The sequence below is a fragment of the Flavobacterium humi genome (assembly GCF_004745595.1).
Lineage (GTDB): Bacteria > Bacteroidota > Bacteroidia > Flavobacteriales > Flavobacteriaceae > Flavobacterium > Flavobacterium humi.
In genome coordinates this window covers 13,762-35,266 of record NZ_SRLH01000009.1, presented here as the reverse complement: position 1 = coordinate 35,266, position 21,505 = coordinate 13,762, and the positions used below count along the sequence as shown (strand labels likewise).

The window sequence follows — 21,505 nt, the reverse complement described above, 5'->3', positions numbered from 1 at the left end:
TAAAGATAACTTTTAAATCTCAATATTATTGCGCCTTTTTCCGATTATCCTCTGAAAAGCGGAAGGTGTCAGGCCGGTTATGTTCTTAAATTGCGTACTCAAATGGGCCACACTCGAATAATTGAGTTTGTAGGCGATTTCCGTGAGGGTCAGTTCGTTGATGAGCAAAAGCTGTTTTACCCTTTCGATTTTCTGGATGATGATATAATTTTCGATCGACGTATACGTGACTTCCGAAAAAAGGTTCGAGATGTAACCGTAACTGTGGTTGAGCTTTTCAGCCAGGTACACCGAACTCTTTAAGGTAGTGTCAATGTCGGAAAAAACCATTTCAACAATGGTATCCTTTATTTTCTGGATCAGGATGCTTTTTTGGTTTTCGATGATCTGGATGCCGTATACGGCGAGTTTTTCGGAAAGTTCCTGTAACTTCGCATCGGACACCGCACTTTTGATATTCACTTCCCCAAATCCCAATATTTCATATTCCAGCGCTAATTTTTCGCATTGTTCCTGGATAATTGTTTTGCAAATACTGTTGATATCAAGTTTTAGAAAAAGCCTCATATTTTTTTTCTTATAAATATAGGAATAGTTTGCTGAAATTAACAATTGATTGGGTGTTAAATTTCTAAGCTTCTGAAGTGCCTTAAATTTTAAATAACTTATCTTTGCCTCCCGAATGTTCGGAAGAAAAACGCTTATATGAAGTTTGATTTATTACTAAAAGACCCGCAAACAAAGGCCAGGGCAGGAAGTATCACTACTGACCACGGTGTGATCGAAACCCCTATTTTTATGCCTGTGGGAACAGTTGCTTCTGTAAAAGGAGTGCACCAGAGAGAATTAAAAAACGATATCAATCCGGATATTATCCTTGGAAACACGTATCATTTGTATTTACGGCCGCAAACCGAAATCCTGGAAAAAGCAGGAGGGTTGCATAAATTCATGAATTGGGACCGTAATATCCTGACGGATTCCGGAGGATACCAGGTGTATTCGCTTTCGTCCAACAGGAAAATCAAGGAAGAAGGAGTGAAGTTCAAATCCCATATCGATGGGTCGTTCCATTTTTTCTCTCCTGAAAGTGTAATGGAAATCCAGCGTACCATTGGTGCCGATATCATCATGGCTTTTGACGAATGTACGCCTTACCCTTGTGATTACCGCTATGCCAAACGTTCTATGCACATGACGCACCGCTGGCTGGACCGATGCATTTCGCATTTGGAGAAAGTTCCTGTAAAATATGGTTACGAACAGACTTTTTTCCCGATTGTACAGGGAAGTACTTATAAAGATCTGCGCGAGCAATCTGCAGAATATATTGCCAATGCCGGAGCGCAGGGTAATGCTATCGGAGGGCTTTCGGTAGGGGAACCTGCGGAAGAAATGTATGCGATGACCGAAGTGGTGACCGCTATTTTGCCGGAAGACAAGCCCCGTTACCTTATGGGTGTAGGAACGCCGATCAATATCTTGGAAAATATAGCCTTGGGAATCGATATGTTCGATTGTGTCATGCCTACACGTAACGCCCGGAACGGGATGCTTTTTACGGCCTATGGTACCATCAATATCAAAAACAAAAAATGGGAAGCCGATTTTTCACCGATTGATGAAATGGGGCATACCTATGTAGATACCGAATATACAAAAGCCTATTTGCGCCATTTGTTCGCCGCCAATGAATATTTGGGGAAACAAATTGCGACCATTCATAACTTAGGGTTTTATATGTGGTTGGTTCGTGAGGCCAGAAAGCATATCTTAGCGGGAGATTTCCGTGAATGGAAGGAAAAAATGGTAAAACAGATGAGCCAAAGGTTGTAATCCTAAAGTATAGATTCAGATTTTCATGAAGAAATTGACCATTATAGATAAATATATCCTCAAAAGGTACCTTTCTACTTTTTCGGTGATGCTGCTTTTGTTTATTCCTGTAGGGATTATTGTTGACGTTTCGGAAAAAATCAATAAGATCCTCGAAAACAAAGTGCCGTTTGTAAAGGTTGCCTCTTACTATTTGGATTTTATCATCTATTTTGCCAATTTACTATTTCCTATTTTCCTGTTTTTATCCATTATCTGGTTTACATCCAAACTGGCCAACAATACGGAAATCATAGCTATTTTGAGTTCCGGGATTTCCTTCAGGAGGTTCTTGCGGCCTTATATCATAGGTGCTTCGATAGTATCGTTGTTTGCTTTGCTGATGGGTTTTTTCCTGGTGCCCAAAGCCAGTGAAGGGTTCAAGACTTTCCGGTATATGTATCTGATTGGTAACGGAAGGAACGAAATGCGGGAAACCGAAGATGTTTACCGCCAGATCAGTGATACCGAGTTTATTTTTGTAAGCAATTTTAACCAGGCTGCTAAAACCGGGTATAATTTCGTTTTTGAAAAATTCGACGGGGAACGCCTGATCTATAAAATCTCGGCCACATCCATCCAATGGGAACCAAAAGACAGCACCTATACTTTATTAGGCTACAACAAAAGGACTATTGGGGAATTGAACGATAAGATCGAGACCGAGAATACCAAAAAGATGAAATTCAAGTTCGAGCTGGATGACCTGACGCCGGTCATTTATATTGCCGAAACATTGAACCTTACCGAATTAAACAAATTCATTGAAAAGGAAAGGAAAAGAGGCTCATCCAACATCAACCGTTACCTTGTTGTTAAATACAGAAAATACAGTATCCCGATTTCAGCTTTTATCCTGACGATAATTGCTGTAGCGGTTTCTTCTATGAAACGCCGCGGCGGGATGGGAATCAATCTTGCCATAGGGATCGCGCTGGCCTTCAGTTATGTTTTCCTGGATAAGATTTTCGGTACTCTGGCTGAAAAATCCTCGATAAACCCTATAATTGCGGTTTGGACCCCGAATATCATTTATGGGGCCCTGGCCTTTTACCTGCTTCGAAATGCCAAACGATAAAAAACTCAACAGTTACCTGCACCTTCATTTAATTGTATTTATTTGGGGGTTTACCGCTGTTTTAGGAGCCCTGATTACTTTAGAGGCCTTGCCGCTGGTCTGGTACCGTATGGTTTTTGCGGTCGGGTTTATTTACCTGTATATGTTTTTCAAGAAAATCCCGCTCAGGCTTCCTCCGCGTACCATAATGATTTTCCTGGTAGCCGGTTTGGTCATTGCCATGCATTGGCTCACTTTCTTTAAGGCCATTAAGGAATCAAATATCTCCATTACATTGGCCTGCTTGTCTACAGGTGCTTTTTTTACCTCTATACTCGAGCCGATTTTTTATAAGAAAAAGATGGTTTGGTATGAGATATTCTTCGGATTGATCGTTTTGGCCGGATTGTATTTTGTCATCAATTCCACAGAACAGGATTTTTTCCAGAAAAGCATTTCCTCCAATCTCTCCGGAACCATGAAAGGGGTTTTACTGGCACTTTCGTCTGCTTTCCTGTCGGCTTCTTTTTCGATTATTAACGGAAAATTTGCCAACAAATACGATCCTACGGTTATTTCTTTTTACGAAATCGTGGGAGGAGTTCTGTTTTTGAGCGTTTTTATGGTTTTTACCCAAAGTTTTACCGCTTCTTTTTTCCATTTGTCGTTCAATGACCTGAAATGGCTCTTGATTTTGAGTTCGGTTTGTACGGCCTATGCTTTTATCGCCTCGGTTGGCGTGATGAAATACCTAAGCCCATATACGGTCATGCTTACAATTAATATGGAGCCTATTTACGGAATCCTCCTGGCGTTGGTTGTTTTCAGCGATAAGGAAAAGATGAGCGCCCAGTTTTATATTGGTGCTTTGATTATTTTATCGACAGTTATCCTGAACGGCGTTTTGAAGAACAGGAAGAAATAAAGCAACCGTAACAATTTGAAATTTAATGGGCTACATCCCGGAAAGCTTTAAAAAGAACATTATATCAAATTATACTTTCAAACTCAATTGAAAATTTTATCTTTGTTGATTCAATTTAGTACTAAAACACAAAAATCTTATGGAATATTTAGATTTTGAATTACCTATTAAAGAACTTGAAGATCAGTTGGACAAATGCCAGGTGATCGGACAGGAATCAGACGTTGATGTAACGGCAACCTGCGAGCAGATCCAGCAAAAATTAGAAGCGACCAAAAAAGATATCTATAAGAACCTGACGGCCTGGCAAAGAGTCCAGTTGTCGCGTCATCCTAACCGTCCTTATACTTTGGAGCATATCGCTAACCTGACCGACAATACTTTTTTGGAATTGTTCGGGGACAGGAATTTTAAAGATGACAAAGCCATGGTTGGCGGCTTGGGCAAAATAGGCGGGCAATCGTTTATGATTGTTGGCCAGCAAAAAGGGATCAATACTAAAATGCGCCAGTACCGTAATTTCGGTATGGCCAATCCTGAAGGATACCGCAAAGCACTGCGTTTGATGAAAATGGCCGAAAAATTCGGGATTCCTGTTTTGACTTTGGTGGATACCCCGGGAGCATATCCTGGACTTGAAGCTGAAGAAAGAGGGCAGGGAGAAGCCATCGCCCGTAATATCTTTGAAATGATCCGCTTAAAAGTGCCTATCATTACGGTTATCGTAGGAGAAGGAGCTTCGGGAGGCGCTTTGGGGATTGGTGTTGGAGACAGAGTGTATATGATGGAAAATTCCTGGTATTCTGTAATCTCGCCTGAGAATTGCTCTTCTATCTTATGGAGAAGCTGGGCACACAAAGAACAAGCTGCAGAAGCATTGAAACTGACCTCAAAAGATATGGCCGAGCAAAATTTGGTAGATGGAGTCATTCCGGAACCATTGGGTGGAGCGCATTACGATAAGGCTACTGCTTTCAAATCTGTTAAAGAATATGTATTAAAAGGTTTTGATGAACTGAAAAATTTATCAACAGCCGATTTAATAGAGCAGAGAATGGATAAGTACAGTAAAATGGGACACTTCAAGGAGTAATTTTCTTACAAAAACTATAAGAATCCGAAACCATTACAGTTTCGGATTTTTTTTTGGTTATCAACACAAAATATAAGTTGTCAACAGAGCTTATTAACATTTTAATGATTGTTTTTCTTTCAATTTATTTAGAAATAGAACTAACTTCGCCATATGGAAAACCTCAGAAACGTTAACCCTGTAAGAGTAGATAAAACTACTATTATAAACCTTGAAAAAGGGAAATTGCCGCCACAGGTACTCGATTTGGAAGAGGCCGTGCTCGGTGCGATGATGATTGATAAAAAGGGGGTTGATGAAGTAATTGACATCCTGCAGCCGGATGCTTTTTATAAAGAAGGGCACAAGTATATTTTTGAGGCGATCGTGACTTTATTTAACGATTCGCAGCCGATTGACTTATTAACAGTTTCTGCCCAGTTGAAAAAAATGGCAAAACTGGAGCTGGCCGGTGGTGATTTTTACCTGATCCAGCTGACGCAAAAAATATCTTCTTCGGCGCATATCGAATTTCACTCCAGGATTATCCTGCAGAAATACATCCAGCGAAGCCTGATCAAGATTTCATCCGAAATCATTGAAGAATCGTACGACGAAACCACCGATGTTTTCGATTTGCTGGACAAGGCCGAATCCAAATTATATGAAGTAACCCAAGGGAATATCAAGCGTAGCTCCGAAACGGCGCAAAGTTTGGTTATCCAGGCTAAAAAACGTATTGAGGAAATTGCCGGAAAAGAAGGATTGAGCGGTATCGCTACCGGTTTTGAAATGTTGGATAAAATTACTTCCGGATGGCAACCTTCCGATTTGATTATTATCGCTGCCCGTCCTGGTATGGGTAAAACGGCTTTTGTACTTTCTATGGCCCGAAATATCGCGATCAGTACAAACCATGCGGTGGCTCTGTTTTCGCTGGAGATGTCCTCTGTACAGCTGATAACGCGTTTGATTTCATCCGAAACAAGTTTGTCATCCGAAAAATTACGAACCGGAAAACTGGAAAAGCACGAATGGGAACAATTGAGTGTTAAGGTTAAGGACTTGGAAAAGGCCCCTTTGTTTATTGATGATACGCCTTCGCTTTCTATTTTCGATTTGCGTGCCAAAGCCAGAAGGCTAAAATCCCAACATGACATCAAGATTATTATTGTAGATTACCTCCAATTGATGACAGCGGGTGGCGGCGGTAAAGGCGGCGGGAACCGTGAGCAGGAAATTTCGACGATTTCCAGGAACTTGAAAGCCCTTGCAAAAGAACTGGATGTGCCGGTAATTGCACTATCCCAGCTATCGCGTGCCGTAGAGACCCGTGGTGCCAGCAAAAGGCCGTTGCTTTCCGACCTCCGTGAATCTGGGGCGATTGAGCAGGATGCGGATATTGTGTCATTTATTTACCGTCCCGAATATTATAAAATTGACGAGTGGGATGACGATGAGCATTCGCCAACACAAGGCCAGGCTGAATTTATTATTGCAAAACACCGTAACGGTAGTTTGGAAAACGTTCGTTTGAAATTTATCGGACAGTTTGGTAAGTTTGACAATTTAGATGACTACAGCGCCGGATATGACGATTTGCCTTCCAAAATGAATTTGGACGACAATCCTTTTATAACCAAAAACCTTCCTTCGGCCAATGAAGCTTTTGGAAGTAACCTGAATAATTTTGACGACGACAGCGATGTCCCGTTTTAAGAATACTGCAAAAACAAAAAAGGCTCCGATTAAGGAGCCTTTTCTATTTAAATCCCTTGGGATTTTTTATAATTTCACCAGGTGGAAATTGAATTCCGATAGTGTCTGATTGCCTTCCGTATTGTTTTTTGGGCAATATTCAGGTTTGAATGCAGGATTATAAGCCCACTCTTCGCTATGCACATGGCAACCGTCTTTGGTCAGGTATACACATCCTTCGTATGGTTTGTATCCGTTGGCGGTTATACGTATGTTCATTTTCTCATAAACCTTACCGTTATTTGTAAATCCGGAAAGGATAGCATATGAACCGTTTACATTCTCAATAGATTGTTTTGTTGCAAAGAACCTGTTCCGTTTTACCTGAACATCAATTTTTTGAACATCGATTTTTTGAAATGTAGCAGCATCTAAAATCATCCCTTTAAGGAGCAATGTGTTTTTTGATGTTGAAACAGGCGACAAATCAATAATATTCGATTTCTTTTCTTCATTTGAAGCATACAGGCTTGATCCTGACAAGGCTAAAATCCCTGAAGTTAAAAGGGTAGTATTCTTTACAAATAATCTTCTCTCCATGTGTTTCTTTGTTAGTGATTATACAAATATTAGAAATTTTTTAAAAATAAGAAAGAGGCTGTCGCAAAAGACAGCCTCTTTGTAAGACTTTTCAGATTTAATTATTTTTTAATAATCAATCGTTGAGTTTTAATCTTAGTTTGGTTCTCACCGCGTATGAAATATACTCCTTCAGCCAGGCTGTCTAAGTTTATTGTGTTCACACTATTGGCAATAACCTTGAATGTTCTTACAGTTTGCCCTAATTGGTTGATCACTGCAAATTCACCATCGAAACTAGATTTGATATTTACGATATCCTTACTTGGATTAGGGTAAAGCATGAAGCTTTGATTCGCTTCAAATTCTTCGTTTCCTAATGTACATCCTGATGTTACAGTACAAGCACCCATAGTAATTACAACTCCGTAAGAACCACTAGTAGCAGGTGTAAATGTCTGGCTTGTCGCTCCAACAACTGGAGTGTTAGGACATTCGAACCATTGGTATGTTGCACCAGCCTGATTGGCCGTGAAAGTATTTCCAACCAAAGTAACTGAAGGATCAAGAACTGATGGTTCAGTGATGGTAATAGTTTCAGTTGTGAAACATCCGTTAGCATCTGTAATAGTTACCGTATACGTACCAGCAGCTAAACCTGAAGCTGTAGCAGCTGTTCCTCCTGAAGGAGCCCAAGAATAAGTATAACCTGGAGTTCCGCCGGAAACGCTTACTGTAGCAGATCCGTTAGTATCACCGTTACAAGTCGCATTTGTCTGGCTTGGTGTTACAGAGATTGCTGTTGGTTCAGTAATAGTAAAGATTTCAGTATCAGAACATCCGTTAGCATCTGTAACGGTTACTGTATACGTTCCAGCTGTTAAGCCTGAAGCCGTAGCAGCCGTTCCTCCAGTAGGAGCCCAAGAATACGTATATCCTGGAGTTCCACCGGTAACACTTACTGTAGCAGAACCTGTCGCACCACTGTTGCAAGACACGTTAGTTTGTGCCGCACCAGATGCCACTAAAGCAGTTGGTTCGGTAATAGTAAAGATTTCAGTATCAGAACATCCGTTAGCATCCGTAACAGTTACCGTATACGTTCCAGCTGTTAAGCCGGTAGCTGTAGCAGCTGTTCCTCCTGAAGGAGCCCAAGAATAGGTATATCCAGGAGTCCCGCCGGCAACACTTACTGTAGCAGATCCGTTAGTACCACTGTTGCAAGCAACATTGGTTTGAGCTGCAGGAGTTACCACTAAAGCATTAGGTTGAGTGATTGTAAAACTTTGCGAACCTGTACAACCGTTCGCATCTGTAACAGTTACCGTATACGTTCCGGCCGCTAAACCAGAAGCCGTAGCCGCTGTTCCTCCAGAAGGAGCCCAAGAATAGGTATATCCAGGAGTTCCATCAGAAACGCTTACTGTAGCAGATCCGGTAGTACCACCGTTACAGGCAATATTGGTTTGTGCTGCAGGAGTTACCACTAAAGCATTTGGTTCAGTAATAGTGAAAGTTTCAGTATCGATACATCCGTTAGCATCTGTAACAGTTACTGTATATGTTCCAGCCAATAAACCTGAAGCCGTAGCAGCTGTTCCTCCAGTAGGAGCCCAAGAATATGTGTATCCTGGAGTTCCACCAGTAACACTTACTGTAGCAGATCCGTTTGCATTACCGTTGCAAGACACATTGGTTTGTGCTGCGCCAGATGCTACTAAAGCATTTGGTTCAGTAATTACAAAGTTTTGTGTACTAGTACAATTATTAGCATCTGTAATTATTACAGTATAGCTTCCTGCGGATAAACCAGTTGCTGAAGCACCAGTTCCACCGAAAGGAATCCAAGAATAAGTATAACCCGGAGTTCCGCCTGTAACGTTTACTGTAGCAGTTCCGTTAGCGCCACCGTTACAAGACACATTGGTTTGTGAAGTTGTTGCAGCAATTGCTGTTGGTTCTGTAAGTGTAAAAGAATTGCTATCAGTACATCCGTTAGCATCTGTAACAGTTACTGTATATGTTCCAGCCGATAAACCAGAAGCAGTAGCTGCTGTTCCTCCGGATGGAGCCCATGAATAAGTATAAGGAGCCGTTCCTCCACTTGCCAGTACAGTAGCAGAACCATTTGCTCCGCTGTTGCAAGATACATTGGTTTGAGATGCTCCTGTAGCGCTTAAAGCTGATGCAGGTTGTGTAACTGAAATTCCAGCTACAGTTCCTGTACATCCGTTCGCATCAGTAATAATTACAGAGTAGCTTCCGGCTGCCAATCCTGTTCTGTCTTCGGTAGTGATACCACCACCCCAGTTGTAAGTATAAGGTCCTACACCTCCTGTTGGAGTAAGGTTGATTGCTCCGTTATTCCCTCCGTTACAAGCGATATTAGTTACAACGGTTGTTCCGCTTATTGCTGTCGGTTCCGTAACTGTAATTCCAGAAACAGTTCCTGAACATCCGTTCGCATCAGTAATAATTACCGAGTAAGTTCCGGCCGCCAATCCTGTCCTGTCTTCGGTAGTGATACCACCACCCCAGTTGAAAGTATAAGGTCCTACACCTCCTGTTGGAGTAAGGTTGATTGCTCCTGTATTCACTCCGTTACAAGCCACATTGGTAACTACTGTAGTTCCGCTTACTGCTGCTGCCGGTTGTGTAACTGTGATTGGACCTACAGTTGTTGAACATCCGTTATCATCGGTAATCGTTACAGAATAACTTCCCGCTGCAAGCCCTGTTCTGTCTTCGGTAGTAATACCACCGCCCCAGTTATAAGTATATGGTGCTGTACCTCCTGTTGGAGTAAGGTTGATTGCTCCTGTATTACCAGCGTTACAAGCAACATTGGTAACTACTGTAGTTCCGCTTAACGCTGCTGCAGGTTGCGTAACTGAAATTACAGCTATCGTTCCTGTACATCCGTTGCTATCAGTGATGGTAACAGAATAAGACCCGGCTGTAAGGCCTGTTCTGTCTTCTGTAGTGATACCACCGCCCCAGTTATAGGTATAAGGTGCTGTACCTCCTGTTGGAGTAAGGTTGATTACTCCTGTATTTCCTCCAAAACAAGCAATATTAGTAACTATTGTCATTCCGGCTACTGCTGATGATGGTTGTGTAACTATAATTGGAGCTACAGTTCCTGTACATCCATTAGCATCGGTAATGGTTACCGAGTAGCTTCCGGTTGCTAATCCTGTTCGGTCTTCGGTAGTTATACCACCGCCCCAATTGAAAGTATACGGTCCTACACCTCCTGTTGGAGTAAGGTTGATTGCTCCTGTATTCCCTCCGAAACAAGCAACATTGGTTACAACGGTTGTTCCGCTTACTGCGGCTGCAGGTTGTGTCACTGTAATTCCAGCTACCGTTCCTGTACATCCGTTAGCATCGGTAATCGTTACTGAGTAGCTTCCGGCTGCAAGACCTGTTCGGTCTTCTGTAGTAGCACCGCCAACCCAGTTGAAAGTATAAGGTCCTACACCTCCTGTTGGAGTAAGGTTGATTGCTCCATTATTTCCACTGAAACAAGAAACATTGGTTACAACGGTTGTTCCGCTTACTGCTGCTACAGGTTGTGTAACTGTAATTCCAGCTACAGTTCCTGTACATCCGTTAACATCGGTAATGGTTACCGAGTATGTTCCGGCTGCCAATCCTGTTCTGTCTTCTGTAGTAGCACCGCCAACCCAGTTGAAAGTATACGGTCCTACACCTCCTGTTGGAGTAAGGTTGATCGCTCCTGTATTTCCACTGAAACAAGCAACGTTAGTAACTACTGTAGTTCCGCTTACTGCTGCTGCCGGTTGTGTCACTGTAATTCCAGCTACCGTTCCGGTACATCCATTGTTATCAGTAATAGTTACCGAGTATGTTCCGGCTGAAAGTCCTGTTCTGTCTTCAGAAGTGATACCACCACCCCAGTTGAACGTATAAGGTCCTACACCTCCAGTTGGAGTAAGGTTGATTGCTCCGGTATTTCCACCGTTACAAGCAATATTGGTTACAACGGTTGTCCCGCTTATTGACGTTGGTTGTGTCACTGTAATTCCAGCTACCGTTCCGGTACATCCGTTAGCATCGGTAATCGTTACCGAGTAGCTTCCGGCTACAAGCCCAGTTCTGTCTTCTGTAGTAGCACCACCAACCCAGTTGAAAGTATAAGGACCTGTTCCTCCTGTTGGAGTAAGGTTGACTGCCCCTGTATTTCCACCATTACAAGCAACATTGGTAACTACTGTAGTTCCGCTTACTGCTGCTGCCGGTTGTGTTATTGTAATTCCAGTTACACTTTTTGTACATGAGTTAGCATCGGTAATAATTACCGCGTAGGTTCCGGCTGCCAATCCTGTTCTGTCTTCTGTAGTTACACCACCGCCCCAGTTGAAAGTATAAGGTGGAGTTCCACCAGATGGAGTCAGGTTGATAGCACCATTACTTCCACTGAAACAAGCAACATTGGTTACAACGGTTGTCCCATTTAAAACCGGAGGTTGTGTAATAGTATAATTACGAATAGCTGAACATCCTATATTATCAGTCACAGTTACAGTATAGCTTCCTGCCATTAAACCTGTAGCTGTTGCACCTGTTCCTCCTGAAGGAGCCCAGGAATAGGTATAAGGAGCGATTCCTCCGGTAGGAGTTACTGAAGCTACACCGTTACTTCCACCATTACAAGACACATTGGTTTGTGTAGCTGAAGAAGTATTGATATTCGATATGGTTAACGTTCCTTGATTCGAGTTTGTAGAACAAGCAATCGTTGGATTTAAAGCAATGCATCGGTATGCATAACCGCTCATTCCAACTGTTGCGCCTGTAATCGTTAATGTATTGGTTGTAACATTAGAATAAGGCAAGGTATTGGTTAAATCTGTAAATCCGCTACCGGTATTTACCTGCCACTGATAGCCGGTTGCACCGGTTGCAGTGATTCCGAAAGTTGTATTGCCCCCTGCGCAGATAGACTTGTTTAGAGGATTTACGGAAACCACCGGAGGCGTACAAGGTGGTGTTTCAAATAATCTAAGATTATCTATTGCCACTTCTTCAACAACACTGGTCATGGACATGTTCATGTATAGTGTCAAAGTAGTTCCTGTTCCAGCAATTGTTCCTGTGAATTCAGTAAAAGCACTTGTCAAGGCAGTTGCTGCAGGATCTCCATTACCATCAAAATCAGCATCAGGGTAGAGATTACTGTTAGAATTAGCCAATGGGTAAAAACTCAACAGATTTTGAACAGCTCCTCCATCTATCTTGTATTGTATTGACATATAATCATCAACTAATGAAGAAGAAGCTGTACCGTCGTCATAAGCATTTCCAAAGAAATTTCCAGCCGCAAATAATCCTTTCAATGATAGTCCGGATTTCCCGGAGATATTCACTGTCCAGGTTACGGTTTTAAGCACATTGGCTGCTGTTACCGGTGTAAGTCCGTTGTCGGTATCTTCACCTGCCCAGAATTTAGTTCCTTCCATTCCAGTATAAACAGCTCCGCCACTTGGCCCTCCCTGAATTGAAACACCGGCTGTATTTGTGCGGTTGAAAATTCTGTCTACACTTGTCGTGAATGCGGTCGGCGCATTCCTCACACCACTCGAAGGAGCTCCGGTGTCTTCAAAAGTGTCGCTCCAGAACTGCGTCTGGGCATGGCCCCTTATAAAAAAGAGGCACGACATGATTAATAAAAAAGTAATTTTTTTTCTCATGAGTAATTAGTTAAAGTTATTATTTTAAAGATACCATCCATCGCTGGATAAGTTTAATTGAATTGGGTTCCGATTAAAAATTTTTGTGTATTCAGTTGTTTGGAAGTCATAATCCCTTCCTCTGTGCTTATAATTTCAATTGCAATTTGTTTGTTATCTGAGGAGGCTACATTTAAACTTTGGTCTTTAGCGATCGAAACAATCATACCGGGAGCCAGCCCGTTATGTGGTTCGTCCCGTACCGAAGCTGCAATGATTTTCACCTGTTCACCCTGAAAGGTAGCATCAGCACCAATATTCCATGGGTTGCAAGCATTGATTAAAGCCGTTATTTCCTGTGCGCTCATTCTTTTCCAGTGAATGTAGGTGTCTGAAAAATCAGGCTTTTCAAAATAATACGCCTTTTCTTTCTCTTGTGGAGTGTTTGGGATCTTGTTGGCATATTGTACCATATTTGCAGTATTCAATACCACGTGTGCCATTCTTTCGCTTAATTTTACCGTAAGCTTGCCATACGTGTCATTGGTATCTATAGGTACGATATCCTTGAAAATGATATTCCCTTCATCAAATTTTGAATTCATGAAATGAACACTCACTGCTGTTTCTTTCTCCTGGTTCCTCAATACTTCAAAAATAGGCATAGGGCCTCTGTATTGGGGTAATTGCGCAGGGTGGAAGTTGATGAATTTCTCTGTTCCATATGCTAAAATGTCTTCCGTAATCAGAAATGGAAAAGAAATGGAAAAGATATAATCAGGTTGCATTTCTTCAATCCATTCTTTCATGGAAGACATACTCTTTTTATCTGGAAAAGACCTAAAAGACATTCCGTTTTCTTCCGATTCCTGTTCCAATGCATCAATAATCCTATCATCTCCTTTACCAATTCCAACACCACATAAAAACTTCTCATACGCCAGCAATTGCAATGCTTTGAATGCAAATTTCCCGCCACACAATACAAGTATTTTTTTCTGTTCTTCCATTATATACAGGTATAGCTGTTAAACCATGAAGAGGTAACAGTATTCAATTCCAGTTCAGCTAAGGCTTCAAATTCTTCTGTCGTGCTATCAATAATACCATCCAGCTCTACCTGGCACATTCCATTTTCTGTAGGAACGATCCGGGCATTATACATAGGGCTTACGGAAGTATTTGTTTTAGCGTGAAATGTGATTTTCCCTCTTGGGCTTGTAAATTCGAAAGTATGTAACGCTTCAGCCGTTTTAGTGATGTTATTTTTGTTTTCTTTTAAAAGTGACAATGCTTTTAATGCGATTTGCGCACTTTCCCAACTTAGTAAAGAGAATAAATTAGGTGTTTTGCCAGTGGCTTCTATCGCTTCTATGAATATGCGATTTTCTTCATTGTCAATGGATTTGGCCCAAGCCGCAACTCCTCTGGTATTATTGCTTGGATAGATTGCCTCTTCCAACATGGTTTCTTCAAACCCGAAAGGAGAAAGGTAAATAGGTGTGTCCTGATTTAAATGTTCTTTTATTTCTTTGAAGTGCCATTGCATATAATCACCGCTGAATAACGTCAATACTGCAGCATCTTCGAAATCATCCAGGTGTTTTTTTAACGGAGCCATCGAAAATTCTTCTTTTATATGGCCTGTAGCGTGGTTAAAGCAAATGGTTCCTCCGGCGTCTTCAAATCCTTTGGATAAACTATAAGTTTGCAAATAGCCACCATCATAATAGTTGGTTACCATGCCACCTTTTTTATATCCGTCATTCACTGCTTGTTTTGATGAAAGCCAGGCTCCCAGTGCATTGTGGAGTGAATGGTAAAAAACATTTGGGCTTACAGACCATTCCTGCGGGAGGTTGGCCCCGGCATCCAGTACAATGAGCATTTTGTTGGCAGCCAGGAAAAGCGGCCTAAGCAGTTGAGCTGTACGGTGCCCTATGTAAGCAATTACAATATCGGCATTTTCTTCTAATAAGAGTTTTTCAGCACTTCGGTAACATTGCTGTTTTTCAGCGCCAAAACCTATATTTTCTGTAACAATCCTGATATCACTCCGCCCCAATTGCTGCAATCCGGAACGCAAGCCTTCATACAGGTCAAAACCTATTGTTTTATAATAAGTGGAGCGAACTAATAAGATTCCTATTGTTTGCATAATATTGTAAATGAGAAAAGGAAATTTTCCAACTGGAAAATTTCCTTTTATAAATTGTATTAGTTTCTACTAGGGAATATACCTTCAGTAGCAATGGAATAATTGATGCAAAGGTATGGGTTCAGAAGACTGAAAGGTTGTGATCCTCCTGCAACATCTGTGGTTCCCGTAAGTGTACCAGGAGCAAGGGCTTTTCCTGCTTGAGGACCTTCCGCATATAAGGCAGCAGTATTATTTCCAGCTAAATAAGCACCATCAGGAAGATTTGAATCCGCAACGTTGTTATTTACAGGTAGATTCACTCTTGCAGCAGTAAGACCATGAACATGCATTGGCATATTATTGGTAGTTAAAGTTGTGTTTTCGGTTCCGGATACTTGTCCCATTTGGTAAGGAGAAAGACCTGGCCCTTGTCCTTGCCCGATTGGACGACGTCCTTGTAAGTCAGGAAGGGCGAAAGTAGTCTGGCCGTTTCCGCCATACGTTGTTCCTAATAATGAAAAAAGAGCTGTGTTTTGTGCAATTGACAAAATTTGCCCTTGGCAGGTCATGTACCCTCTTGGGGCAAAATTGAACCCAAAAATTTTAATCTCTCCAATAAATGGTTCTGTAGACATAGTTTTTATATTTAGTTGTTTAACAATACGTAATGTTGTCTTATGATTATAAAGATATAAATTAAAAACTTTACTTGTTAAAATAATTTTAACCTCTTTTTTAGTGTAAAAATCAAGCGCTAAATTACTTTTTATTGCCCACTTTTCTGCACGTATTTCTACGTGATTTTTTAAAAATATTTCTAAACGCTTGATTATTAATAAGAAATATCTTGATTGTTTCTTGTTTTTTGTTGATTTTTTTAGTTTTTATACTATTAATCTGATAAAATAGAAAATCTCGAAAAAATACGCTGAAGAATCGCTTTTAAGAAAGAAAATTTATTGGCCATAAATATAAATCGCATGCTTTCAATATTTTGAATCGGCAACATTATATCTATGCTAAATTTTAGTATTTTTTTTGTTAAAATAAAGAAAAATAGTAATTTTAGCCTATATTTATACTAACTAAAAACCTAAAAATTATGGATCAGAAAACTACATCAAACAAAAGTATCGAAGAAAATGTGATCTCTCTGGAAACAGCTCAGGAATGGGCGGCAAGATGGAGAATGAATCCGGAAAACACGGTTAAGGCCCATTTAATCCCACGAGTTGACATCAACGAGCTCCTGGCGGAAAAATATGTGGTGGATGTACGTGCTTATATCGGGGTTGATGATGACGGTGTCAATAAATTAATGCTGGTAGGCGTTGACGCTGACGGAAAAGACCTAATCAATGATTCCAATCAGCAATACATATATGACTTTACGCAACCATGCCCTAATACATGCGATGTGGACAGTCCTCTATATACGTTGAAGCCGTAAATGATAGAGATTTTTGCTGATATTGGATATGTAATTTTAGTAATTAATCTAATACTGTTTAGTAAAGGCTTTTCTAAATTTGGAAAAGCCTTTAGAATTTTTACCCTATATACAGGAGTCATGTTTATTATCCAGATGGTTTCCTGGCTGTTGAAATGCCTGAGTATCAATAACCTGTTTTTGTCTCATTTCTATTTTATCATCCAGTTTATCATTTTGAGTTTTTTTTACATCACTATCCTGACAGAGGAGTATCAGAAGAAAATAGTCAAAATAGGCTTGGCCTTGGGATTATCGGCTTTGGGAATCCAATATGCCATTAATAAAGACGCTTTCTATTCATTCAATTTATTTGAAATATTCATCACGTCCTTCCTGCTTATCATATATGCCACGCTTTACTTCTATAACCTGCTGAACGAGAAAAGGAAGTTTTATTATATCAATATGGGGATCCTGATTTACCTTTTCGGAAGCACTGTTTTGTTCCTGGCAGGTAATTTAGTGGCTACATTGGTTTCGAAAACGAACAGGATAACATGGATTTTGAATGCATTTTTATACATCGTCTACCAGCTGTTTGTTTGGATTGAATGGCAGAAGAATTTTTCTCATAAGAAACCGGAGGAAGCATTATGACAGAAAGAGCAATTCCTGAAAACGAATTAATAAGCGTTATTATTTATACGTGCATCGGTTTTTTGCTGATGAGCTTAGTTTTGGTCCTTTTTTTTTATTTTTCAAGGAAGAAAATCGTGAAAAGCACCCTGGAAAAAAAGAATCTGGAACTGCAGTACCAGAAAGACCTGCTCCAGGCGACCATCCTCACGCAGGAAGACGAACGCAAACGCATTGCCCGTGACCTGCACGACGATATCAGTTCAAAATTGAATGTGGTATCGCTCAACAGTTATTTGCTGGCGGCTTCGGAACTGACACAAAAAGAAGTGGTTGAAATTACTTCCAATATCATCAATCTGACTGCCAAGGCATTGGAAAATTCGCGCAGGATAGCCCACGACCTGTTGCCTCCGACTTTGGATAATTTCGGGCTCCATGCCGGTGTTGAAGAATTGTGCATGGAATTCAGCAGCAGTAAATCGGTGGTGGTCAATTACGAGAACCGGATCCATTTCAGTAATTCGGAAAACGACAGGCTTTTGCATGTTTTCAGGATTTTGCAGGAACTGATGAACAATTCCCTGCGCCATGGCAAGGCTACGGTAATCACGATTCTTTTTGAAGAAAAAAACGGGTTGAGGATTTGTAAATATTCAGATAACGGAATCGGCTTTGATGTAAACAGCCAAGGTTCCAAAAACGGCCTCGGAATGAAGAATATAGAAAGCCGGATTGCTTTTTTAAACGGCGCCATTTCTATTAATTCATTGCTAAACAAAGGTGTCGAAGTAGTTTTTAATTTTTAAGTTATGAGTGATGTTATTAAACTAATTTTAGTTGACGACGAAGTTTTATTCAGGAAAGGGATTTCTTTTTTGTTGGAAAGGGAGAAAAATATCAAGATTATTTTTGAAGCCTCCAACGGAAGCGAGCTTATCGAATTTTTACACAAAACCGATGAGCATCCGGACATTGTCATAACAGACCTGAAAATGCCGACGCTCAATGGAGTGGAAACCACAAAGATCATGCACAATGATTTTCCGCATATCAAGATAATTGCCTTAACAAGCTACAATACGAAAACTTTTGTGGCCAATATGATTAATGTGGGAGCGGTTTCGTACCTGATGAAAAACACAACGCCGCAGGAACTGCTAACCACTATTAATGAGGTGGCTTCCAAAGGGTTTTATTACAATGATTATGTGATGAAAATCATCCACGATAACATTTCGGTAGGCAAAAAAACCAAAAGTAATTTTGATACCAATTACCTTACGGCACGCGAAACCAAAATCCTGCAATTGATCTGCGAACAGAAAAATACGGTAGAAATCGCCGATCAGCTTTTTATCAGCCCAAGGACAGTCGAAGGGCACAGGAACAACCTGCTGCTCAAAACCGAATCCAGGAACATTGCCGGATTGGTTGTGTATGCCATTCAAAACGAGATCGTAGTCATCGATAATTATTCCTGAATTCCTTCAGGAACATGATTTTGGGCTTGCGGAAATATTTTTTTGCAATTTAACGGATTATAAAGACATTTTTAAGGCTCTTCCTTTATATCTTTGATTTAAAATTATATAAAGTGATGTTCAAAAAATCAGTATATATTTTACTTTTTCTCATTTCTTTTGCAGCAAAAGCCTCTTTTATCTTGCTGCCGATGGATGAGACTTCACAGCAAAACCATCTCAAAGCCTATGGGATAACCTATTGGGCCCTGGATAAGCAATACAAGGCAAGCTGGCTGCTGAACTACCGCGGCGGTTCTTTTTTATTGCCCGATGCGCCGGAAATCAGGAAAGAATGCCAGATCAGGGGTGTGAGCTTTGAAGTGCTTTCCGATGGAGAAGCCAATCAGATACTGGAAGAAATATCCAGCCCTTCCCAAAATATGGAAACCGTCGTATTGGAAAAAGCGCCTAAAGTAGCCGTTTATTCCCCGCCGGGCAAACAGCCTTGGGATGATGCCGTTACTTTGGTACTGACGTATGCCGAAATCCCTTTTGTGACCGTTTATGATGAAGAAGTACTCGGAGACCAGTTACTGCTTTACGATTGGCTGCATTTGCACCACGAGGATTTTACAGGGCAGTATGGTAAATTTTTCGGAGCCTACCGGAACGCGCCCTGGTATATTGACCAGAAAAAAGATGCCGAAGCCCTGGCACAAAAACTGGGATATAGTAAAGTTTCCCAGGAAAAATTGGCAGTAGCCAAAAAAATAAGGGATTTTGTCATTGGTGGCGGTTTCATGTTCGCCATGTGTTCGGCTACGGACAGTTTCGATATCGCGCTTTCGGCAGAAGGAGTGGATATTTGCGAACCCATGTTTGATGGTGATGAAAGTGATGGAAACTACCAGTCTAAAATCGATTACAATAAAACATTTGCTTTCAAGGATTTTATTTTGGAAAGAAGGCCGGAAAAATATGAGTTTTCCAATATCGATATGACCGAAAAAAGAGTGGTACCTTTCGAAAAAGATTATTTTACCTTAATGGAATTTTCGGCAAAATGGGACGTCATCCCAAGCATGTTGTGCCAGGACCATACCCAGTTGATTAAAGGTTTTATGGGCCAAAGCACTGCTTTTGACCGTGACCTGATTAAATCCAATGTATTGATTTTAGGGGAAAACCAGCTAAATGGCGAAGCCCGTTACATTCATGGGCAAAAAGGAAAAGGCTTTTTTACGTTTTACGGTGGCCATGACCCCGAAGATTTCCAGCATAGGGTAGGGGATGAACCGACCGTGTTGGACCTGCATCCGAACTCACCGGGTTTCCGTCTCATTTTGAACAATGTCTTATTCCCGGCTGCGAGAAAGAAAAAAATGAAAACATAACACCCTTCCTTTAAAGTAAAACGCAAAACCGTACTTTACCCATGAACTTTAATTCTATTTTGCAGGAAGTGTTCCAGGAAGCGAAAACTTTCCCTGTCATTGGAAATGTCGCGTCGACAATCCCTGAATTGTCCACGGTAAATCCCGATAAATTTGGAATCCACCTGACCACTATTGACGGGGAGGATTTCGGGATCGGCGACAGCAATGAAAAATTTTCTATCCAATCGGTTTCAAAAGCACTGACCGTAGCGATGGCTTTTACTTTTTTGGATGAAAAAATCTGGGAAAGAGTAGGAGTCGAACCTTCGGGAAACCCTTTTAATTCACTCGTCCAGCTGGAATATGAAAAAGGAATCCCACGAAACCCGTTTATCAACGCCGGCGCTTTGGTAATTGCCGACATGCTGGTTTCAAAGCTTTCAAACCCGAAAGAAGATTTCCTGGGTTTCATCAGGATGATCTCCGGTTGCAACACCATCGATTTTAACCTGAAGGTGGCACAATCCGAAAAGGAAACCGGTTTCAGGAATGCCGCATTGGCCCATTTTTTAAAGTCGTTTGGTAATATCAACAATGATGTCGAGACGGTACTTGATTTTTACTTCCACCAGTGTTCTTTGGAAATGACCTGTCAGGAACTGGCGCATTCTTTTTTCTTTTTTGCCAATGAAGGAAAAACACGGTACGGACAGCAAATACTAACCAAAAGCCAGGTGAAAAGGCTCAATGCCTTGATGCAGACTTGCGGTTTTTACGACGAGTCCGGCGAATTTACCTATAAAGTGGGATTGCCCGGAAAAAGCGGTATCGGAGGAGGGATTGCGGCACTTTACCCTAAAAATTTCGTAGTGGCTACCTGGTCGCCTCGGCTTAATGAAAAAGGAAATTCGGAGTTAGGGATGTCTGCCCTGGAACTTTTGACCACGAAAACAGGTATGTCTATATTTTAAATTAAAAAAACCAATCAAGATGACTGGTTTTTTAATTCGGCAAGCAAAGGGAAATAGCGTTCCTTCACAATATTGAAATGCCATCGCTGGTGACCGGGGATCATAAAAGCCATCGCCAGCACCGAATATTCGGAACCATTAAAGCCTTGGCCGGATTTTAGCAGCATTTCGGGCGAAAAAGAGGCATACAAGGCAATATAATTTTTGCGTACCAGGATAAGTTCGGCCAGTAAATCTTCGATAGTCCTGCGGTTTGCATCGGCATTGTTGGCGTAAAGATCTTCGTCAAAAGCGAGCATTTTTTGTGAATCGCCTCTTGAAAAAGCGGTCATCCTGTAACTGAAAACCCGTTCGGTATCAATCATATGCTGCAGGATGTCTTTTGCTGTCCATTTGCCGGGTGCATATATTTCTTCCCCCAAGGCTTTCCACTGGGCAACCGGAAGGTTTTCGAGTTCTTCCAGGCTTATCTGAAGTACTTCCGTGAAAGAAAGGTCATCGGTTAAATTGATGTACCGGTCAAAATATTCCGGCATTTTTGAAATAGCTGATTTTTGCATGATTGTTCGTTTTTTGATTGAT

18 protein-coding genes are annotated in these 21,505 nt (G+C 41.1%); 11 read left to right on the top strand and 7 right to left on the bottom strand.

What is annotated here, in order from left to right:
- Positions 1-12 precede the first annotated feature (12 nt).
- Positions 13-567 (bottom strand): helix-turn-helix domain-containing protein, encoded by a 555-nt coding sequence (locus E4635_RS14540; protein WP_135527434.1) that lies wholly within the window; start codon positions 565-567, stop codon positions 13-15.
- A gap of 138 nt (positions 568-705) precedes the next feature.
- Between E4635_RS14540 and tgt the strand changes: the two genes are divergently transcribed.
- From tgt to dnaB, 5 genes are all read left to right on the top strand, one after another.
- On the top strand, positions 706-1,836 hold the full coding sequence (gene tgt, locus E4635_RS14535) for a tRNA guanosine(34) transglycosylase Tgt (RefSeq protein ID WP_135527433.1): 1,131 nt from the start codon (positions 706-708) through the stop codon (positions 1,834-1,836).
- A 25-nt stretch (positions 1,837-1,861) separates the two neighbouring features.
- Entirely contained in the window at positions 1,862-2,953 is a 1,092-nt protein-coding gene (locus tag E4635_RS14530) for an LptF/LptG family permease (RefSeq protein WP_135527432.1), read from the top strand.
- Positions 2,940-3,857, top strand: a complete 918-nt coding sequence (locus tag E4635_RS14525; RefSeq protein ID WP_135527431.1) for a DMT family transporter — start codon at positions 2,940-2,942, stop codon at positions 3,855-3,857. Before E4635_RS14530 ends, E4635_RS14525 begins: the two co-directional genes overlap by 14 nt.
- A gap of 139 nt (positions 3,858-3,996) precedes the next feature.
- Positions 3,997-4,950 carry an acetyl-CoA carboxylase carboxyltransferase subunit alpha gene (locus E4635_RS14520; RefSeq protein WP_135527430.1) on the top strand — a complete coding sequence of 318 codons (954 nt, stop codon included), beginning with the start codon at positions 3,997-3,999 and terminating at the stop codon, positions 4,948-4,950.
- A 153-nt stretch (positions 4,951-5,103) separates the two neighbouring features.
- On the top strand, positions 5,104-6,648 hold the full coding sequence (dnaB, locus tag E4635_RS14515) for a replicative DNA helicase (protein ID WP_135527429.1): 1,545 nt from the start codon (positions 5,104-5,106) through the stop codon (positions 6,646-6,648).
- A 66-nt stretch (positions 6,649-6,714) separates the two neighbouring features.
- Here dnaB and E4635_RS14510 read toward each other — a convergent pair whose 3' ends face one another.
- The 5 genes from E4635_RS14510 to E4635_RS14490 form a co-directional block, all read right to left on the bottom strand.
- Positions 6,715-7,227 (bottom strand): hypothetical protein, encoded by a 513-nt coding sequence (locus E4635_RS14510; protein WP_135527428.1) that lies wholly within the window; start codon positions 7,225-7,227, stop codon positions 6,715-6,717.
- A 101-nt stretch (positions 7,228-7,328) separates the two neighbouring features.
- Positions 7,329-12,923, bottom strand: a complete 5,595-nt coding sequence (locus tag E4635_RS14505; protein ID WP_135527427.1) for a T9SS type A sorting domain-containing protein — start codon at positions 12,921-12,923, stop codon at positions 7,329-7,331.
- A gap of 53 nt (positions 12,924-12,976) precedes the next feature.
- Positions 12,977-13,912 carry a methionyl-tRNA formyltransferase gene (locus tag E4635_RS14500; protein WP_135527426.1) on the bottom strand — a complete coding sequence of 312 codons (936 nt, stop codon included), beginning with the start codon at positions 13,910-13,912 and terminating at the stop codon, positions 12,977-12,979.
- Positions 13,912-15,060: an ABC transporter substrate-binding protein gene (locus E4635_RS14495; protein WP_135527425.1), complete on the bottom strand. Its 1,149-nt coding sequence runs from the start codon at positions 15,058-15,060 to the stop codon at positions 13,912-13,914. Before E4635_RS14495 ends, E4635_RS14500 begins: the two co-directional genes overlap by 1 nt.
- 59 nt (positions 15,061-15,119) lie before the next feature.
- Positions 15,120-15,677: a phage tail protein gene (locus E4635_RS14490; protein WP_135527424.1), complete on the bottom strand. Its 558-nt coding sequence runs from the start codon at positions 15,675-15,677 to the stop codon at positions 15,120-15,122.
- A gap of 467 nt (positions 15,678-16,144) precedes the next feature.
- Between E4635_RS14490 and E4635_RS14485 the strand changes: the two genes are divergently transcribed.
- From E4635_RS14485 to E4635_RS14460, 6 genes are all read left to right on the top strand, one after another.
- On the top strand, positions 16,145-16,492 hold the full coding sequence (locus E4635_RS14485; RefSeq protein WP_135527423.1) for a hypothetical protein: 348 nt from the start codon (positions 16,145-16,147) through the stop codon (positions 16,490-16,492).
- 120 nt (positions 16,493-16,612) lie between these two features.
- Entirely contained in the window at positions 16,613-17,131 is a 519-nt protein-coding gene (locus E4635_RS14480; protein WP_246020814.1) for a hypothetical protein, read from the top strand.
- The gene (locus tag E4635_RS14475; protein WP_135527421.1) at positions 17,128-17,919 is read left to right on the top strand and encodes a sensor histidine kinase; all 792 of its coding nucleotides are present in this window, start codon (positions 17,128-17,130) and stop codon (positions 17,917-17,919) included. The genes E4635_RS14480 and E4635_RS14475 overlap by 4 nt, the downstream gene beginning before the upstream one ends.
- Before the next feature lie 3 nt (positions 17,920-17,922).
- The gene (locus E4635_RS14470; RefSeq protein ID WP_135527420.1) at positions 17,923-18,594 is read left to right on the top strand and encodes a response regulator transcription factor; all 672 of its coding nucleotides are present in this window, start codon (positions 17,923-17,925) and stop codon (positions 18,592-18,594) included.
- 116 nt (positions 18,595-18,710) lie between these two features.
- On the top strand, positions 18,711-19,970 hold the full coding sequence (locus tag E4635_RS14465; RefSeq protein WP_169630286.1) for an asparagine synthetase B: 1,260 nt from the start codon (positions 18,711-18,713) through the stop codon (positions 19,968-19,970).
- A gap of 41 nt (positions 19,971-20,011) precedes the next feature.
- Positions 20,012-20,923 (top strand): glutaminase, encoded by a 912-nt coding sequence (locus tag E4635_RS14460; protein WP_135527418.1) that lies wholly within the window; start codon positions 20,012-20,014, stop codon positions 20,921-20,923.
- A 14-nt stretch (positions 20,924-20,937) separates the two neighbouring features.
- Here E4635_RS14460 and E4635_RS14455 read toward each other — a convergent pair whose 3' ends face one another.
- On the bottom strand, positions 20,938-21,483 hold the full coding sequence (locus E4635_RS14455; protein WP_135527417.1) for a DinB family protein: 546 nt from the start codon (positions 21,481-21,483) through the stop codon (positions 20,938-20,940).
- Between the last annotated feature and the right edge of the window lie 22 nt (positions 21,484-21,505).

Excerpts from the sequence above, each read along its gene's own strand:
- E4635_RS14540 (WP_135527434.1), bottom strand. The coding sequence starts at position 567 with ATGAGGCTTTTTCTAAAACTTGATATCAACAGTATTTGCAAAACAATT.
- tgt (WP_135527433.1), top strand. The coding sequence starts at position 706 with ATGAAGTTTGATTTATTACTAAAAGACCCGCAAACAAAGGCCAGGGCA.
- E4635_RS14530 (WP_135527432.1), top strand. The coding sequence starts at position 1,862 with ATGAAGAAATTGACCATTATAGATAAATATATCCTCAAAAGGTACCTT.
- E4635_RS14525 (WP_135527431.1), top strand. The coding sequence starts at position 2,940 with ATGCCAAACGATAAAAAACTCAACAGTTACCTGCACCTTCATTTAATT.
- E4635_RS14520 (WP_135527430.1), top strand. The coding sequence starts at position 3,997 with ATGGAATATTTAGATTTTGAATTACCTATTAAAGAACTTGAAGATCAG.
- dnaB (WP_135527429.1), top strand. The coding sequence starts at position 5,104 with ATGGAAAACCTCAGAAACGTTAACCCTGTAAGAGTAGATAAAACTACT.
- E4635_RS14510 (WP_135527428.1), bottom strand. The coding sequence starts at position 7,227 with ATGGAGAGAAGATTATTTGTAAAGAATACTACCCTTTTAACTTCAGGG.
- E4635_RS14505 (WP_135527427.1), bottom strand. The coding sequence starts at position 12,923 with ATGAGAAAAAAAATTACTTTTTTATTAATCATGTCGTGCCTCTTTTTT.
- E4635_RS14500 (WP_135527426.1), bottom strand. The coding sequence starts at position 13,912 with ATGGAAGAACAGAAAAAAATACTTGTATTGTGTGGCGGGAAATTTGCA.
- E4635_RS14495 (WP_135527425.1), bottom strand. The coding sequence starts at position 15,060 with ATGCAAACAATAGGAATCTTATTAGTTCGCTCCACTTATTATAAAACA.
- E4635_RS14490 (WP_135527424.1), bottom strand. The coding sequence starts at position 15,677 with ATGTCTACAGAACCATTTATTGGAGAGATTAAAATTTTTGGGTTCAAT.
- E4635_RS14485 (WP_135527423.1), top strand. The coding sequence starts at position 16,145 with ATGGATCAGAAAACTACATCAAACAAAAGTATCGAAGAAAATGTGATC.
- E4635_RS14480 (WP_246020814.1), top strand. The coding sequence starts at position 16,613 with ATGTTTATTATCCAGATGGTTTCCTGGCTGTTGAAATGCCTGAGTATC.
- E4635_RS14475 (WP_135527421.1), top strand. The coding sequence starts at position 17,128 with ATGACAGAAAGAGCAATTCCTGAAAACGAATTAATAAGCGTTATTATT.
- E4635_RS14470 (WP_135527420.1), top strand. The coding sequence starts at position 17,923 with ATGAGTGATGTTATTAAACTAATTTTAGTTGACGACGAAGTTTTATTC.
- E4635_RS14465 (WP_169630286.1), top strand. The coding sequence starts at position 18,711 with ATGTTCAAAAAATCAGTATATATTTTACTTTTTCTCATTTCTTTTGCA.
- E4635_RS14460 (WP_135527418.1), top strand. The coding sequence starts at position 20,012 with ATGAACTTTAATTCTATTTTGCAGGAAGTGTTCCAGGAAGCGAAAACT.
- E4635_RS14455 (WP_135527417.1), bottom strand. The coding sequence starts at position 21,483 with ATGCAAAAATCAGCTATTTCAAAAATGCCGGAATATTTTGACCGGTAC.